13 protein-coding genes and 1 tRNA gene are annotated in these 13,956 nt (G+C 69.0%); 9 read left to right on the top strand and 5 right to left on the bottom strand.

Going from position 1 to position 13,956, the window contains the following annotated elements:
* Positions 1–6: 6 nt before the first annotated feature.
* Positions 7–804 carry an amino acid ABC transporter permease gene (locus Q0480_RS10745; protein ID WP_299132773.1) on the top strand — a complete coding sequence of 266 codons (798 nt, stop codon included), beginning with the start codon at positions 7–9 and terminating at the stop codon, positions 802–804.
* A 1,159-nt stretch (positions 805–1,963) separates the two neighbouring features.
* Entirely contained in the window at positions 1,964–3,172 is a 1,209-nt protein-coding gene (locus Q0480_RS10740; protein ID WP_299132770.1) for an aminopeptidase P family protein, read from the top strand.
* 31 nt (positions 3,173–3,203) lie between these two features.
* On the opposite strand, the gene Q0480_RS10735 is transcribed toward Q0480_RS10740, so the two are convergent.
* A complete protein-coding gene (locus Q0480_RS10735; protein WP_299132767.1) occupies positions 3,204–4,040 on the bottom strand; it encodes a universal stress protein in 837 nt (278 codons plus the stop codon).
* Positions 4,041–4,194: 154 nt separating this feature from the next.
* Here Q0480_RS10735 and Q0480_RS10730 point away from each other — a divergent pair, with 154 nt between their 5' ends.
* Positions 4,195–4,422, top strand: coding sequence for a hypothetical protein (locus tag Q0480_RS10730; RefSeq protein ID WP_299132764.1), 228 nt, complete (start codon positions 4,195–4,197; stop codon positions 4,420–4,422).
* Positions 4,423–4,432: 10 nt separating this feature from the next.
* Here the strand turns inward: Q0480_RS10730 and Q0480_RS10725 are convergent, their stop codons facing one another.
* From Q0480_RS10725 to Q0480_RS10715, 3 genes are read right to left on the bottom strand one after another with little or no spacing between them, the layout of a single operon-like run.
* Complete coding sequence (locus tag Q0480_RS10725; RefSeq protein ID WP_299132761.1) at positions 4,433–5,239, bottom strand: iron chelate uptake ABC transporter family permease subunit; 807 nt, start codon at positions 5,237–5,239, stop codon at positions 4,433–4,435.
* Positions 5,236–6,033: a metal ABC transporter ATP-binding protein gene (locus tag Q0480_RS10720; protein WP_299132759.1), complete on the bottom strand. Its 798-nt coding sequence runs from the start codon at positions 6,031–6,033 to the stop codon at positions 5,236–5,238. Before Q0480_RS10720 ends, Q0480_RS10725 begins: the two co-directional genes overlap by 4 nt.
* On the bottom strand, positions 6,030–6,536 hold the full coding sequence (locus Q0480_RS10715; RefSeq protein ID WP_299132756.1) for a transcriptional repressor: 507 nt from the start codon (positions 6,534–6,536) through the stop codon (positions 6,030–6,032). The genes Q0480_RS10720 and Q0480_RS10715 overlap by 4 nt, the downstream gene beginning before the upstream one ends.
* Before the next feature lie 190 nt (positions 6,537–6,726).
* Between Q0480_RS10715 and Q0480_RS10710 the strand changes: the two genes are divergently transcribed.
* The 6 genes from Q0480_RS10710 (at position 6,727) to Q0480_RS10685 (ending at position 12,347) form a co-directional block, all read left to right on the top strand.
* The gene (locus tag Q0480_RS10710; RefSeq protein ID WP_299132753.1) at positions 6,727–7,707 is read left to right on the top strand and encodes a zinc ABC transporter substrate-binding protein; all 981 of its coding nucleotides are present in this window, start codon (positions 6,727–6,729) and stop codon (positions 7,705–7,707) included.
* A 43-nt stretch (positions 7,708–7,750) separates the two neighbouring features.
* The gene (locus Q0480_RS10705; protein ID WP_299132752.1) at positions 7,751–8,827 is read left to right on the top strand and encodes a GTP-binding protein; all 1,077 of its coding nucleotides are present in this window, start codon (positions 7,751–7,753) and stop codon (positions 8,825–8,827) included.
* Positions 8,828–8,919: 92 nt separating this feature from the next.
* Positions 8,920–10,197 (top strand): phosphopyruvate hydratase, encoded by a 1,278-nt coding sequence (gene eno, locus Q0480_RS10700; RefSeq protein WP_299132750.1) that lies wholly within the window; start codon positions 8,920–8,922, stop codon positions 10,195–10,197.
* A 13-nt stretch (positions 10,198–10,210) separates the two neighbouring features.
* Positions 10,211–10,858, top strand: coding sequence for a thiamine phosphate synthase (locus Q0480_RS10695; protein ID WP_299132748.1), 648 nt, complete (start codon positions 10,211–10,213; stop codon positions 10,856–10,858).
* A 315-nt stretch (positions 10,859–11,173) separates the two neighbouring features.
* Positions 11,174–11,250 (top strand) — tRNA-Pro (locus Q0480_RS10690).
* Positions 11,223–12,347 carry a 2'-deoxycytidine 5'-triphosphate deaminase gene (locus Q0480_RS10685; protein ID WP_299132747.1) on the top strand — a complete coding sequence of 375 codons (1,125 nt, stop codon included), beginning with the start codon at positions 11,223–11,225 and terminating at the stop codon, positions 12,345–12,347. Before Q0480_RS10690 ends, Q0480_RS10685 begins: the two co-directional genes overlap by 28 nt.
* A gap of 29 nt (positions 12,348–12,376) precedes the next feature.
* Here Q0480_RS10685 and Q0480_RS10680 read toward each other — a convergent pair whose 3' ends face one another.
* Complete coding sequence (locus Q0480_RS10680; RefSeq protein ID WP_299132746.1) at positions 12,377–13,879, bottom strand: tyrosinase family protein; 1,503 nt, start codon at positions 13,877–13,879, stop codon at positions 12,377–12,379.
* Positions 13,880–13,956: the final 77 nt, after the last annotated feature.

Raw genomic sequence — 13,956 nt, 5'->3', positions numbered from 1 at the left:
GGCGCCTTGGGGTCGCCCCCGCCCGTCCGGGGCGAATTTCCCTGGTGGCTGGCCGCCGCCGGCCTGATCGCCGCCGCGCTGCTCTGGCTGATGGTGACCGACGAGACCTATGCCCGGATCCTCGCCACCGTGTCGCAGGGCATCGGCGTCACCATCTTCGTCACCGCGGCGGCCTTCACCCTCGCCTCGGCGCTCGGCCTCGCGCTCGCGGTCTGCGTATTGTCGCGCTCGGTCGTGGCGCGGCAGGCGGCGCGGTTCTATATCGAGATCGTGCGCGGCGTGCCGATCCTGGTGCTGCTGTTCTATATCGCCTTCGTCGGCGCGCCGGCGCTGGTCGCCGGCTGGAACGCGCTGGCCGCGCCGCTCGGCCTCGGGCAGGTGGCGACGCGGGATCTGTCGCTGATGTGGCGGGCGATCCTCGCGCTGACCATCGGCTATTCCGCCTTCATCGCCGAGGTATTCCGCGCCGGTATCCAGTCGGTCGATGCGGGCCAGATCGAGGCGTCGAAGGCGCTGGGCCTCAACGGCTGGCACCGCTTCCGTCTGGTGGTCTTCCCGCAGGCGATCCGCACCATCCTGCCGCCGCTCGGCAACGACTTCATCGCCCTGATCAAGGACAGCGCCCTCGTCTCGGTCCTCGGCGTCGCCGACATCACCCAACTCGGCAAGATCTACGCCGCCGGCTCCTTCCGCTTCTTCGAGACCTACAACGTGGTGGCGTTCCTCTATCTGGTGATGACGGTGGGGCTGTCGCTGGCATTGCGCGGGCTGGAGCGGAGATTGCGGGCGCGGGGGGAGGGGTAAGGAAGCCCGCAAAGGCCCGCCTGTATTGCGATTGGGTCGCGACGAAGTCCGCTGGCCCTTTCCAACGCGACCACCTATAGTCCTTGAATGTCCAAGCCACTACCAAAGGTGCATATAAGAGCCGCTCTCGGCAGGCAGATACCTGGTGACGGTACGATATTTATTCGGCAGTCTACATCTTCTCCCCTTATAGGAGAATGTATATATTGCGGAAGATCAGATGGACTGACTGACGAACACAGTATACCGTACTCTTTGTTTGGGATTGCGAAGCTACGAAAAGCAACTTGCTCCGGCTGCGCTATAGAAACGCAACGAGTCGAGCAGCGGCTGTTGCGAGATACCTTCGGTCAAGTTCGCGAATATCTTGAGTTCCCTACGCGGAAATCGAAGAAAGCAGGTAGGTGGCGGGGAAACCGGCGTGGCACCGACCGGATAACCGGCGATGAGGCGGAGGCGCCGCTCACACATGGCGTTATAGCGCTCCACTTGGCATTTCCAAACTACTCACCAAGAGTCCTTCGAGGGGAGCCACTTGGCGCAAAGCATGGCGTGCGCTCCCTCGCTTCCATTGCTCTAAATGATTTTGTGGCTCCGCTTCCTCCACGTTTTGAGGATGGGTGGACTAGGTTCAATCCGACCGATTTAGAGCGTTGCATTGCAAAAATTGCCCTGTGTGAAGCTATAAGAGTTGTTGACTCGTCAATTCGAGATCATCTTGTCTCCCAGTTTATCATTGAAGGAAAAGGTGATAGCTCACTTTTTTTGGGGGCGGAGATGCCCGAGGCAGTGACCGACGATATGCATCGCATCACGTACAATCGGATTCGCAGATCCGACGGAGAAGCAGGCTGGATTGCCAACGTCCGAATTTTTGGCTTCCTACCGACACCGCAATATAGCGTAGTCCTAAGGCCGAACGCACTTCATCGCGATTGAGCTTGGTCGTTTTTCGCCGCCCCATGGCGCAAAGCGGCGCGACCGGGGCGCTGGGTCCGGCGATGAAGGGCGCGGGTTCGGCGATGGCGTCGCCGAGAGGGGCCTTGGTTCCTCGACCCGGGCCGGCGCGCTTCGCCGCCGTCCGCACCGTCCTGTACGCCGGGATTGCCCGCCGGAGCGGGGCGTTCCCGCGTCTCCGGCCCCCGCGAAAGACTTCGCCATGACCCGTCCCGCGTTCTTCGCCTTTCCCAATGGCGCGCCCGCGCCGCTGCCCTTCGCCGCCGAGGAATACGAGGCGCGGCTGGCCGGCCTGCGTCACACGCTGGCCGAGCTGGGGCTCGACGCCGCCGTGCTGACCTCGATGCACTGCGTCGCCTATTACGGCGGGTTCCTCTACTGCTCCTTCGGGCGGCCCTATGCGCTGGTGGTGACTCAGGACCGGGCGGTGACGGTCAGTGCCAATATCGATGGCGGCCAGCCCGGGCGGCGCTGTCATGGCGAGAGCCTGACCTATACCGACTGGCAGCGCGACAATTACTGGCGCGCGGTCGCCTCGCTGACCGGGACCGGCCGGCGGCTCGGGATCGAGGGCGACCATCTGACCCTCGCCGGCCGGGCGGCGCTGGAGGCGTTCCTCGCCCCGGCGGCGGTGGTCGATATCGCCCCGGCCGCGATGCGGCAACGGATGGTGAAGTCGCCGGCCGAGATCGCGCTGATCCGCGACGGCGCGCGGATCGCCGATCTCGGCGGCGCGGCGATCCGCGACGCGATCCGGCCGGGCGCGCGCGAGATCGACGTGGCAATGGCCGGGCGCGATGCGATGGAACTGGCGATCGCCGAGGCGCATGCCGACAGCGAATTGCGCGACACATGGGTCTGGTTCCAGTCGGGACTGAATACCGACGGGGCGCATAACCCGGTGACCACGCGGCGGCTGGAGGCCGGCGATATCCTCAGCCTCAACTGCTTTCCGATGATCTCCGGCTATTACACCGCGCTGGAACGGACGCTGTTTCTCGGCGAGCCCGACGCGGCGAGCCTCGCCTTGTGGGAAGCGAATGTCGCGGCGCATGAACTCGGCCTGCGGCTGCTGGTGCCGGGCGCGCGATGCCGCGACATCGTGGCCGAGATCAACGCCCTCTTCGCCGAACGCGACCTGCTGCGCTATCGCAGCTTCGGCTATGGCCATTCCTTCGGCATCCTGTCGCACTATTACGGGCGCGAGGCGGGGCTGGAACTGCGCGAGGATATCGACACGGTGCTGGAGCCCGGCATGGTGATCTCGATGGAGCCGATGCTGACCGTGCCGCTCGGCACACCGGGCGCCGGCGGCTATCGCGAGCACGACATTCTGGTGATCCACGAGGACCGGGCGGAGAACATCACCGGCTTCCCCTACGGCCCCGCGCACAACATCGTCGCGGCGTGATACGGCGGCGGGTGGGCCCCGGCCGGCCCGCTCAATGCGCCATCAGCACCGGGATCGTCACCTGCTTCATCATGGTCGACGTGGTCCCGCCGAAGAAGCGCTGGCGCAAGCGGGAATGGCCGAAGCCGCCCATCACGATCAGATCGGCCCCGAGATCGGTCGCCGTCCGCCGCAGGATATCTCCGACCTCCTGCCCCTCGCGCGGCAGGCGGTGAATGGTGGTGACAACGCCATGCCGGGCGAGATAGGCGGCCAGGTCGGCCCCCGGCTCCGGCCCGTGGCCGTCGAAGGACGGCACCGGGTCGATCAGCACGGCATCGACCGACGCCGCCCGCGCCAGGAGGTCGATCGAGTCGCGCACCGCCTTCGAGGCCTCGACGCTGGCGTCCCACGCGAGCACGACCCGGCCCTTTGGCGGGAACACGAACGGCGTCCCGGGCAGAAGCAGCACAGGCCGGCCCGACTCGAAAAGGGCGCCGTTCATCACCCAGTCCTGCTGCGTCTCGGCCCGCGCCGCGTGCGGCGCGACGAAGGTGATGTCGGCATAGCGCGCGAAGCGGGCGGCGAGCGTCGTCACCGTGGCGCGGTCGACGAACTGCGGATTGACTTCGAAGGAGATGCCGGATTTCTCGAGGATGTCGGTCACTTCGGCGGCCTTGGCGCGCGCCGCGTCCTGGCCCTGGTCGATCTCGCCGGCCCAGACGTCGTTGGAAATAACGCCGTAGGGCGAGGCCGGCGGCGGAGCGGCGACGCCGAGCACGAGCACGGTCAGATGCGCGCTAAGTTCGCCGCAGACGGCGGCGACGCGGTCGAGATCGGCGGTGTCCTGGTCGGTTCCGATCGTGAAGAACACGGTCTTGAAGGACATGGGAAGTCTCCATTGCCTGCGGGGGCGCATGCGCCCTTTACTGCGTCCCTACTGCGCTCGTGCGCGCGCGGCGCCAATGCGCTAGATCAAGAAGCGGCGCGCCGGGTGGGCTACTGTCGCATGGCGCGTGGCGCTGGGAAACCGGGAGGATTGCATGGCTTTCGAGGATTTCCGCTTGGGGATTGCGATGCTGCTCGACGAGATCGCGAAGAACCCCGACGATTCGCATCAGCTGCAGGAAAGCCTGCGCGAGAAGCTGACCGAGATGCGGGCGATGGGCCTGCCGCTGCCGGAGGATCTCGTCGATCTCGAGCAATATCTCGAGGACGACCTCGAAACCCCGGCCAACAGGGCGGAGGCCGATCCGGCGCCCGAAACCTGAGATCGGCGCATCAGCGGCGCTCGGCCGCGCGGAGGCTTGAGAAGAGCGTGCCGGCGACGAGGCAGAGGACGGCGGCGACGACGATCGAGGGGCCGGTCGGCGTGTCGAGGGTCCAGGAACCGCCGAGGCCGAGCAGGGTCGACACCGCGCCGATCGCGACGGCGATGACCGCCATCGCCTCGGGCGTGCGGGCAAAGCCGCGGGCGGCGGCGGCCGGGACGATCAGCATCGCGGTGATGAGCAGCGCGCCGACCACCTTCAGCGAGACCGCCACCAGCAGGGCGAGCGCCAGTGTCAGGATCAACCGCTCGGTCCGCGGCTCGACACCGGAAGCGGCGGCGAAATCCTCGTTCAGCGTGGCCAGGAGCAGGCGCCGCCAGCGCCAGGCGACGAGCGCCGTCACGAGGAGCGCGCCGCAATAGATCACGGCGAGGTCGACGCGCGTCACGGCGAGGATGTCGCCGAAGAGATAGGCCGACAGATCGACCCGCACACCATGAAGCAGCGACAATGCCACGAGGCCGGTTGCCAGCGCGGCGTGGGAGGCGACGCCGAGCATGGTATCGACCGCGTAGGCCCGGCCCGAGGCGAGCGACACGGTCAGTGCCATGGCGAGCGCCGTCGCCGTCACGCCGAGCACGATCGGCAGCCGCAGCGCCAGCGCCAATGTCACCCCGAGCAACGCGGCATGGGCGGTGGCGTCGCCGAAATAGGCCATGCGCCGCCAGACCACGAAGCAGCCGAGCGGCCCGGCGGCCAGCGCGACCCCGATCCCGGCCAGCGCCGCCCGGACGAGGAAGCTGTCGAGCGGTGTCACGCCCGCGGCTCCGGATGGCCATGTGAATGGTCGTGGGTGTGATCGTGATCCTGACAGGAAGCCGGCGGGTCTTGCCGCGGGTGGCTGTGATCGTGGTCGTGGCGATAGAGCGCCAGCGTGCCGCCGGTGCCGTGGCCGAAGAGCGCGCGATAGGCCGGGGCGGCGGAGACGACGGTCGGCGTGCCCTCGCAGCAGACATGACCGTTGAGACAGATCACCCGGTCCGAGGCCGCCATCACCACATGCAGGTCGTGGCTGACCATCAGCACCGCGCAACCGAGTTCGGAGCGGAGTTCCTCGATCAGCCGGTAGAAACGGGCGACGCCGGGCTGGTCGAGCCCCTGCGCCGCCTCGTCGAGCACCAGCATATCCGGTCGGCGCAGCAGGGCCTGGGCGAGCATTGCCCGCTGGAACTGGCCGCCCGAGAGGTCGATCATCTGCGCGCCGGCGAGACCGGGGATGCCGACCCGCTCCAGCGCGCCGGCCCGCGCCCGCGGCGCGCCGCCGGCGAAGTCGAGAAAGCGGGCGACGGTCAGCGGCATGGTATGGTCGATCGCCAGCCGCTGCGGCACATAGCCGAAGGCGAGGCCGGGCGCCCGGATCACCGCGCCTTCGGTCGGGCGCAGCGCGCCGACCAGCAGGCGCAGCAGGGTGCTCTTGCCGGACCCGTTGGGGCCGACCAGCGTCACGATCTCGCCGGCGCGCAGCGTGATGTTCACGTCGCGCAGGATGCGAGTCCCACCGAGTGCGACGCCGAGGCCCCGGGTCTCGATCAGCGTCGCGCCGGGGGTCACGCGGCGGCCTCGCGGCAGCGGGCGCAAAGGCCTTCGGCCTCGACCACGATCTTCTCGACCGCGAAGCCGGCGACCGCGGCCTCGTCGACAAGGCCGCGCATGCTGCGTGGCAGGTTGGTCTCGGCCACCATCCGGCAGGCGCGGCAGACAACGAAGGCGGCGTTGTGCTCGGCGCCGCCATGCACGCAACCGACGAAGGCGCCGAGTCGCTCGATCCGGTGGGCAAAGCCGTTCTCGATCAGGAAATCAAGCGCGCGATAGACCACCGGCGGCTGGCTGCCGAGCCCGGCGGCGGCCAGCCGGTCGAGCAGTTCGTAGGCGGTCAGCGCGCGGTGAGATTCGAGCAGGGTCTCGAGCACGAAGTTCCGCGCCGGGGTGAGCCGCAGGCGCCGCGCGGCGCAGGCCGTCGCCACCGCTGCCATCGCCTGACCGCGGCAGGCGCCATGGTCATGTGGACGGAAGGCCTCCGGCTCGGTCTGGGACGGGTCCGCGCTTGACGGCATGATTGTTACTTTATAACAGTTCTTGCAACATCGAACCGGCACCATACCGAGGCGCCCCACAGGCCACAATATCAATCGCGCCCGCCGCGGCCGACATCAATCGCGCCCGCCGCGGCCGACATCAATCGCGCCCGCCGCGGCCGGCATCAATCGCGCCCGCGGCGGCCGACGCTCTTCGAAGGAACAGGACATGCCGCCGATCCTCCGCCGCCCGATCGTGCCGGGCACCCTCGCCTTCTTCGCCGCGCTGATCGGCGCTGGCGCGGGGCTCGCCGCGCCGCGGGTCGCCGTCGATATCGCGCCCGTCCATTCGATCGTCGCCCGGGTGATGGAGGGCGTCGACGCGCCAGGGCTGATCCTGCGCGCCGGCACCTCGCCGCACGACTATGCGCTGCGCCCCTCCGACGCGGCGCTGATCGACGGCGCGGACGTGGTGGTCTGGGTCGGACCGAACATGACGCCCTGGATGGACGGGCCAATCGACGCGCTCGCCGGCCGGGCGAAGGTGCTGATGCTGGACGAGGCGCCGGGGGTGACGCTGCTGCCGGCGCGGGACGGCGGGCCGTTCGAACCGGATCACCACGAGGGCGAGGGCCCCGAAGAGGCAGCGCGTCCCGAGGGGCATGAGGGGGCGCATGGCCTCGACGGCATGGACGGGCATGTCTGGCTCGATCCCGCGAACGCCGCCGCCTTCGCGCAAGCGGTCGCGGCGACATTGACCGAGGCCGATCCGGAGCACGCGGCGGTCTACGAGGCGAACGCCGCCGCTTTCGGCGCCGAGACCACGGCGCTGTCGGACGAGATTTCCTCCCGGCTGGCACCGGCGCGGGGCAAGCCGTTTCTCGTCTTTCACGACGCCTATCAGTATTTCGAGAAGCGCTTCGACCTGCCCGCCGCCGGCAGCCTCGCGCTGACCGACGGCGAGGCGCCGGGCGCGGCGCGGATCGCCGATCTGCGCGCCCGGATCGGCGCCGAGGGCGTGGTCTGCGCCTTCGCCGAGCCGTCGTTCGATCCCAAGCTGATCGAGACGGTGATCGAGGGCAGCGCCGTGCGCGCCGGGACACTCGATCCCGAGGGCATCGCGCTGACCCCGGGGCCGGATCTCTATCCCGCGCTGATGCGCGGCCTCGCCGAGAGCCTCGCCGATTGCCTCGCGCCGAAGCCGGAGTAGTATGCCGGGCAAGGCGGCGCGCCCCCCGTTCGGAGGAATATCGGTGAGCGAAGACACCACCCAGGCGGACTTTCCGCGCGTTCCGGTCACCGTGCTGACCGGGTTTCTCGGTGCCGGCAAGACCAGCCTGCTCAACCGGCTGCTGGCCGATCCGCGCTTTGCCGACACGGCGGTGATCGTCAACGAGTTCGGCGCGATTGGCATCGACGGCGACCTCGTCGAGCAGGCGGACGGCGCCGCCTTCGCCACGACCTCGGGCTGCCTCTGCTGCACGGTGGCGGGGGATGTCCGACTGACCCTGCTGCGGCTGGCCGAGGAAGCGGCGACCGGCAAGGGACCGGCGTTTTCCCGGCTGGTGATCGAGACGACTGGCCTCGCCGATCCGGGACCGGTGCTGAACGCGCTGATGACCAGCGATCTCGTCATCGCGCGCTACGCGCTGAACGGCGTGGTAACGGTGGTGGACGCCGCGACCGGAGCGGCGACGCTCGACCGCTTCGCCGAGGCGCGGGCGCAGGTCGGGGTGGCCGACCTCCTGCTGGTCTCGAAGACCGATCTCGCGCCCGAGGACGCCGAACTCCGCGCCCGGCTGCGGACGATGAATCCGAACGCGGCGGTGATGGACGCGCGGGCGGCCGGTCCCGGCGAGGTCTTCGGGCTCGCCGCCTTCGACCCGGCGCTGAAGGCACCGGAGGCGCGGGACTGGCTGCGGTTCGAGCGAGACGACGGGCACTCTCACGGGCACGACGGGCATCGTCACGCGCACGACCCGAACCGGCATGGCGACGACATCAGCGCCTTCTGCTATCTCGGCGCGGCGCCGGTGAATGCCTGGGATCTGCAGGACGTGATCGACGGCCTGCGCGAGGAACTGGGCCCGGATCTCCTGCGGTTGAAGGCGATCGCCTGCCTTGACGAGGAGCCGGAGCGGCCAGTCATCCTGCACGCCGTCCAGCATGTGCTGCATCCGCCGAGCCGGCTCGACCGCTGGACCGGCCCGCCCGGGACGCGGGTGGTGGTGATCGCACGCGGGCCGCGGCGCGGAGTGGTGCGCGAGGCCTTCGCCCGGCACCTCCCGTCGCTTTCCGAGTGGCAGGCGGCGCCACTCGCCCACGCCTGACGCGACGGCGTTTTCGCGGTTCCCCAGCAGGGCGGTTTCGTCTAATCACGGAAGCGAACGGGGCCCAGACGAATGCGGGGGATTTTCTGATCATGTCGGTCATCATCGACGTCGTGGCGCGCGAAATACTGGACAGTCGGGGCAATCCCACGGTCGAGGTCGATGTCCTGCTCGAGGATGGCGCCATGGGGCGGGCGGCGGTGCCGTCGGGCGCCTCGACCGGCGCGCACGAGGCGGTGGAGTTGCGCGACGGCGATCCCAAGCGCTATGGCGGCAAGGGCGTGCGGCGCGCGGTCGAGTCGGTGAACGGCCCGATCTGCGACGCGCTGACCGGCCTGCGTGTCACCGACCAGCTGACGATCGACACCGTGCTGATCGATCTCGACGGCACGCCGAACAAGGCCAAGCTCGGGGCGAACGCGATCCTCGGCGTCAGCCTCGCCAGCGCCAAGGCGGCGGCCCAGAGCCTCGGAACACCGCTCTATCGCTATATCGGCGGCACCTCGGCCCGCGTGCTGCCGGTACCGATGATGAACATCATCAACGGCGGCGCCCATGCCGACAATCCGATCGACATCCAGGAGTTCATGATCATGCCGGTCGGCGCGGACTCGATCGCCGAGGCGGTGCGCGTCGGCGCCGAGGTGTTCCACGCGCTGAAGAAGCAGCTCGGCAAGGCCGGGCACAATACCGCCGTCGGCGACGAGGGCGGCTTCGCCCCGAACCTCAGCTCGAGCACCGAGGCGCTCGACTTCATCATGAAGAGCGTCGAGATCGCCGGCTATCGCCCGGGCGAGGACGTCTATCTCGCGCTCGACTGCGCGGCGACCGAGTATTTCGCCGACGGGATCTATGACATGGCCGGCGAGGGCAAGAAGCGCACCGCCGCGCAGAACGCCGCCTATCTCGCCGACCTGGTCGACGCCTATCCGATCATCTCGATCGAGGACGGCATGTCCGAGGATGATTGGGAGGGCTGGAAGCTGCTGACCGAGGCGGTCGGCAACCGCTGCCAGCTGGTCGGCGACGACCTCTTCGTCACCAACACCGCGCGGCTGGCCGAGGGGATCGACAGGGGCATCGCCAATTCGATCCTGGTCAAGGTGAACCAGATCGGCAGCCTGACCGAGACGCTGGCCGCCGTCGACATGGCGCACCGCGCCGGCTACACCGCCGTCATGTCGCACCGCTCGGGCGAGACCGAGGATGCGACCATCGCCGATCTCGCGGTCGCGACCAACTGCGGCCAGATCAAGACCGGCTCGCTGTCGCGCTCCGACCGGCTCGCCAAATACAACCAGCTGATCCGGCTCGAGGAGGATCTGGGCGAGAACGCGATCTTCGCCGGCCGCTCGATCCTGCGCCGCTGAGCGGGGTCAAGCCATGCCGCCCGAAGCCGAGGCGCCGGCGGCGGCCCGGCTCTATCTGATCACCCCCCCGGCGCTGGCGCTCGGCGGCTTCGCCGGGACGCTCGCCCGCCTGCTCGACCGGTTCGAGATCGCCTGCGTGCGCCTCGCCCTCGCCACCCGCTCGGAGGAGGAGGTGGGGCGGGCGGCCGACGCATTGCGCGAGGTCTGCCATGCGCGCGATGTGCCGCTGGTGATCGCCGATCATTTCCGGCTGGTCGGGCCGCTCGGCCTCGACGGAGTCCATCTGAGCGACGGCGCCCGCCAGGTGCGCGCCGCCCGCGCCGCGCTCGGAACGGAGGCCATTGTCGGAACCTATGCGCATGCCTCGCGCCACGACGGCATGACGGCGGGCGAGCTCGGCGCCGATTATGTAAGCTTCGGACCGATGACGCAATCGAGCCTCGGCGATGGGGCGCTGGCGCCGTTCGAGCTCTTTCAATGGTGGTCCGAGCTCATCGAGCTGCCGGTGGTGGCCGAGGGAGGTCTGACGCCCCAACTCGCCGCCGACCTCGCGGGCGTAGCGGATTTCCTGGCACTCGGCGAGGAGATCTGGACCCATGCCGACGGGCCGGAGGCGGCGCTGTCGGCCTTCGTCGAGACCCTCGGCGCCGAGCGGACCTGAAAAGGGGGCTCCCGCGGGCGTAGCCCTTGGGCCCGGCGGCCGCGGCGCGGCCGCCACAGGAGCGGCCTGTTGGCCGCGAGTCCTTTGTTCTCCCTGCCCTTTGGCGGGGCCCCTCGTCCTGCCCGATAGGAATTCTGCCAATATGAAACTGGAAGAACGCCCAGCGGCGGCGGGTTCCCGCGGGGCTTCCGGCGCACTGGAGGGCTGAACCCCGGGTCAGCGAAGGGGCGCGCGAGGACGGGTCGGCGCACGGTCCGCGGCGGGGCGCTTTCCGCTTGCCCCGCCGCGCGGGGTGGCTATAAAGCGCCTCGGTGTCGGGCTATAGCGCAGTCTGGTAGCGCGTTCGACTGGGGGTCGAAAGGTCGTGAGTTCGAATCTCGCTAGCCCGACCAAATCCCCCAAATCCAACCCTTCCGCGCCCGGTGTGATCCCGGCGCAGGGCATTTCCGCAATGCTGGCCGACGGGCGGATCATCGCCGCCGCGCCGCCGGTCCCGGGACAGATCCAGCCGGCGAGCCTCGATCTCCGGCTCGGGGTCGAGGCCTTCCGGGTACGCGCCTCGTTCCTGCCCGGCGCGCGCGCGACGCTCGCCGAGCGACTGGCCGATTTCGAGATGCACCGGATCGATCTGCGCGACGGCGCGGTGCTGGAGAAGGGCTGTGTCTATGTCGTGCCGCTGATGGAATCGCTGGCGCTGCCCGCCGGTGTCTCGGCGGTCGCCAATGCCAAGAGCTCGACCGGGCGGCTCGATCTCTTCACCCGGCTCATCACCGATCGCGGCGCCGAATTCGACCGGATCGCCGCCGGCTACCACGGCCCGCTCTATGCCGAGATCTCGCCCCGTTCCTTCTCGGCGCTGGTGCGGCCGGGGATGCGGCTGAACCAGATCCGCTTTCGGCAGGGTTCGGCCGTGCTGGACGACGACGCCCTCGCCGCGCTCGACGCGGACGAGGGGCTGGTCGATGGCGAGGCGCATATCGCCGGCGGCCTCGGCTTCTCGGTTGACCTCGAGCCGCGCGACGACGATCTCGTCGGCTATCGCGCCAAGCCGCATACCGGGCTGATCGATCTCGACCGGATCGGCTACTACGATCCCGCCGATTTCTGGGAGCCGGTGCGGACCCGGGCGGGGCGGGTGATCCTCGATCCCGGCGCCTTCTATATCCTCGTCAGCCGCGAGGCGGTGCATGTGCCGCCCGACTACGCCGCCGAGATGGCGCCCTATCTCGCGATGGTCGGCGAGTTCCGGGTACATTACGCCGGCTTCTTCGACCCCGGCTTCGGCCACGCGGCGGCGGGCGGCGCCGGCGCGCGCGGCGTGCTCGAGGTCCGCTGCCACGAGGCGCCTTTCGCGCTCGACCATGGCCAGATCGTCGGGCGCCTGGTCTATGAGCGCATGGCGGAACGGCCGGAGATCCTCTATGGCCGAGACCTTGGCTCGAACTACCAGGGCCAGGGGTTGAAGCTCTCCAAGCACTTCCGGACCTGAGCGCCCCCCCGGCCCTCGTTGGCCGCGGATCAATCGACGCGCAGCCAGGCGCGGCGGAAGGTCACCTTGGTTTCGGCGGGGACGCTGGCCATGGCCTGGGCGACGGTGGAATCGTCGAGGCCGGTCGTCGGCTCGAAGATCAGCTCGGGTTTTCGGGTCGAGGAAAGACCCAGCGCCGCCACCGCCGCGGTCGCATCGAACTCGAACCGCCGCCCGTGGTCGCCGTGGCCGGCATGCGCCCCGCTCGTTCCGCCCATTCCACCGCCGCCCGTTCCGCCGGCGTCGAAACCGAAGAAATCGATCACGCCGATCAGCGCGCGCTCGCCGGCGCGATTGCCGAGATAGACGTTGAAGAGCACGCCCGGCACCTCCGTCGCCTCGAGCCCGTCGATGACCACGGTCGCGGGCCGCGCGGTCGCGCCCGGGGCAGCTTTGCGGGACGTACCCTCAGGCGCTCCCTGGGCCGCCGCCGGGGCGCCCTCCATCGTCAGCGGTACCGAGGTGACCCCGCGCCCCAGTTCGGTCGGCGACATCTGGGCGACCTCCGTGTTCGCGGCGACGGCCGGCGCGCCCGGGCAACCCGATCCGGCGGTGTAGCTGTATCCAAGCTGCGACAGCGTCAGCATGTCGCGAACCCGACGCTGCTTCAGCGCGCCGTCGGCGTCGATGAAGGAATAGGTCTTGTCGAGGATCGCCGCGCTGGTCGGCAGGCGGCCGGAGGGACTGACCCTGAGCCAGCATTCATAGAGCCGGTCGATGTTCGCGTGATGCAGATAGAAGATCGGGTCGAGCGCCGCCGCCGGCACCGCGCCCATCAGACCGGTGGGGCAACCGCCACTGGCGATCGAGCAATGCACCGCGCCGTGCGGGGCCGATTCGAGCCGCGCGCGGAAGGTCGAGAAATTGGTGGCGGCCATGGCGTTGCTGGTCGAGGTGGTCGACGCCGCGAGCCCGGAGGTACCGCTGTTCAGCGCCGCGCGCCGCGCCGTCACGCGCAGCGGATTGGGCACCGTCTGCCCGGCTTGATTGACGTAGGTCGTCGCCCGAAACGCCGCCGGCAACACCGGGTCGGTCCCATAGTCCCAATAGGGCAGCCGCAGGTTCGGGTCGCCGGACGCCTGCTGGAGCACGCGCTCGAAATAGTAGAGATACATTCGGTGCCAGGTCAGGAACTGGTCGGTGCCATGCTCGCATTTGCACCAGGTCGCGGTCTCGGCGCTGTTCGAGGCGGTCCAGACGGTCACGCCCGCCATGCCCGCCCCGGCTATCGGCCCCCGGCAATCGGTGCCGAAATGTCCATGCATATTGGCCCAGTAAATCCAGCTGCGACGAAAGTCGGCGCTCGTGCGCGGGGCGCTGTTGCGCGCCATCATGGTCGCAACTCCGCGCCGCAGCGACATGAGCTCGGCCGTGGTCAGCTGGGTGACGGATTTGCGCGCCGCCTGTGCCAGCGCCAGATCGGGCGCGAGAAGGGACATCGCTACGAAGAACGCCACCAGGAACGCAAACAGCCGCGCGGGCACAAGTCGCATGCCAGACCCCCGAACCGGTATTATGGCGCGGGACGATCAAAGTTCCCGCGCGTCCGAAGGTATCAGACCGCGGGTTT

This window comes from uncultured Amaricoccus sp. (assembly GCF_937891315.1).
Lineage (GTDB): Bacteria > Pseudomonadota > Alphaproteobacteria > Rhodobacterales > Rhodobacteraceae > Amaricoccus.
This window is presented reverse-complemented; position numbering and strand designations above follow the sequence as displayed.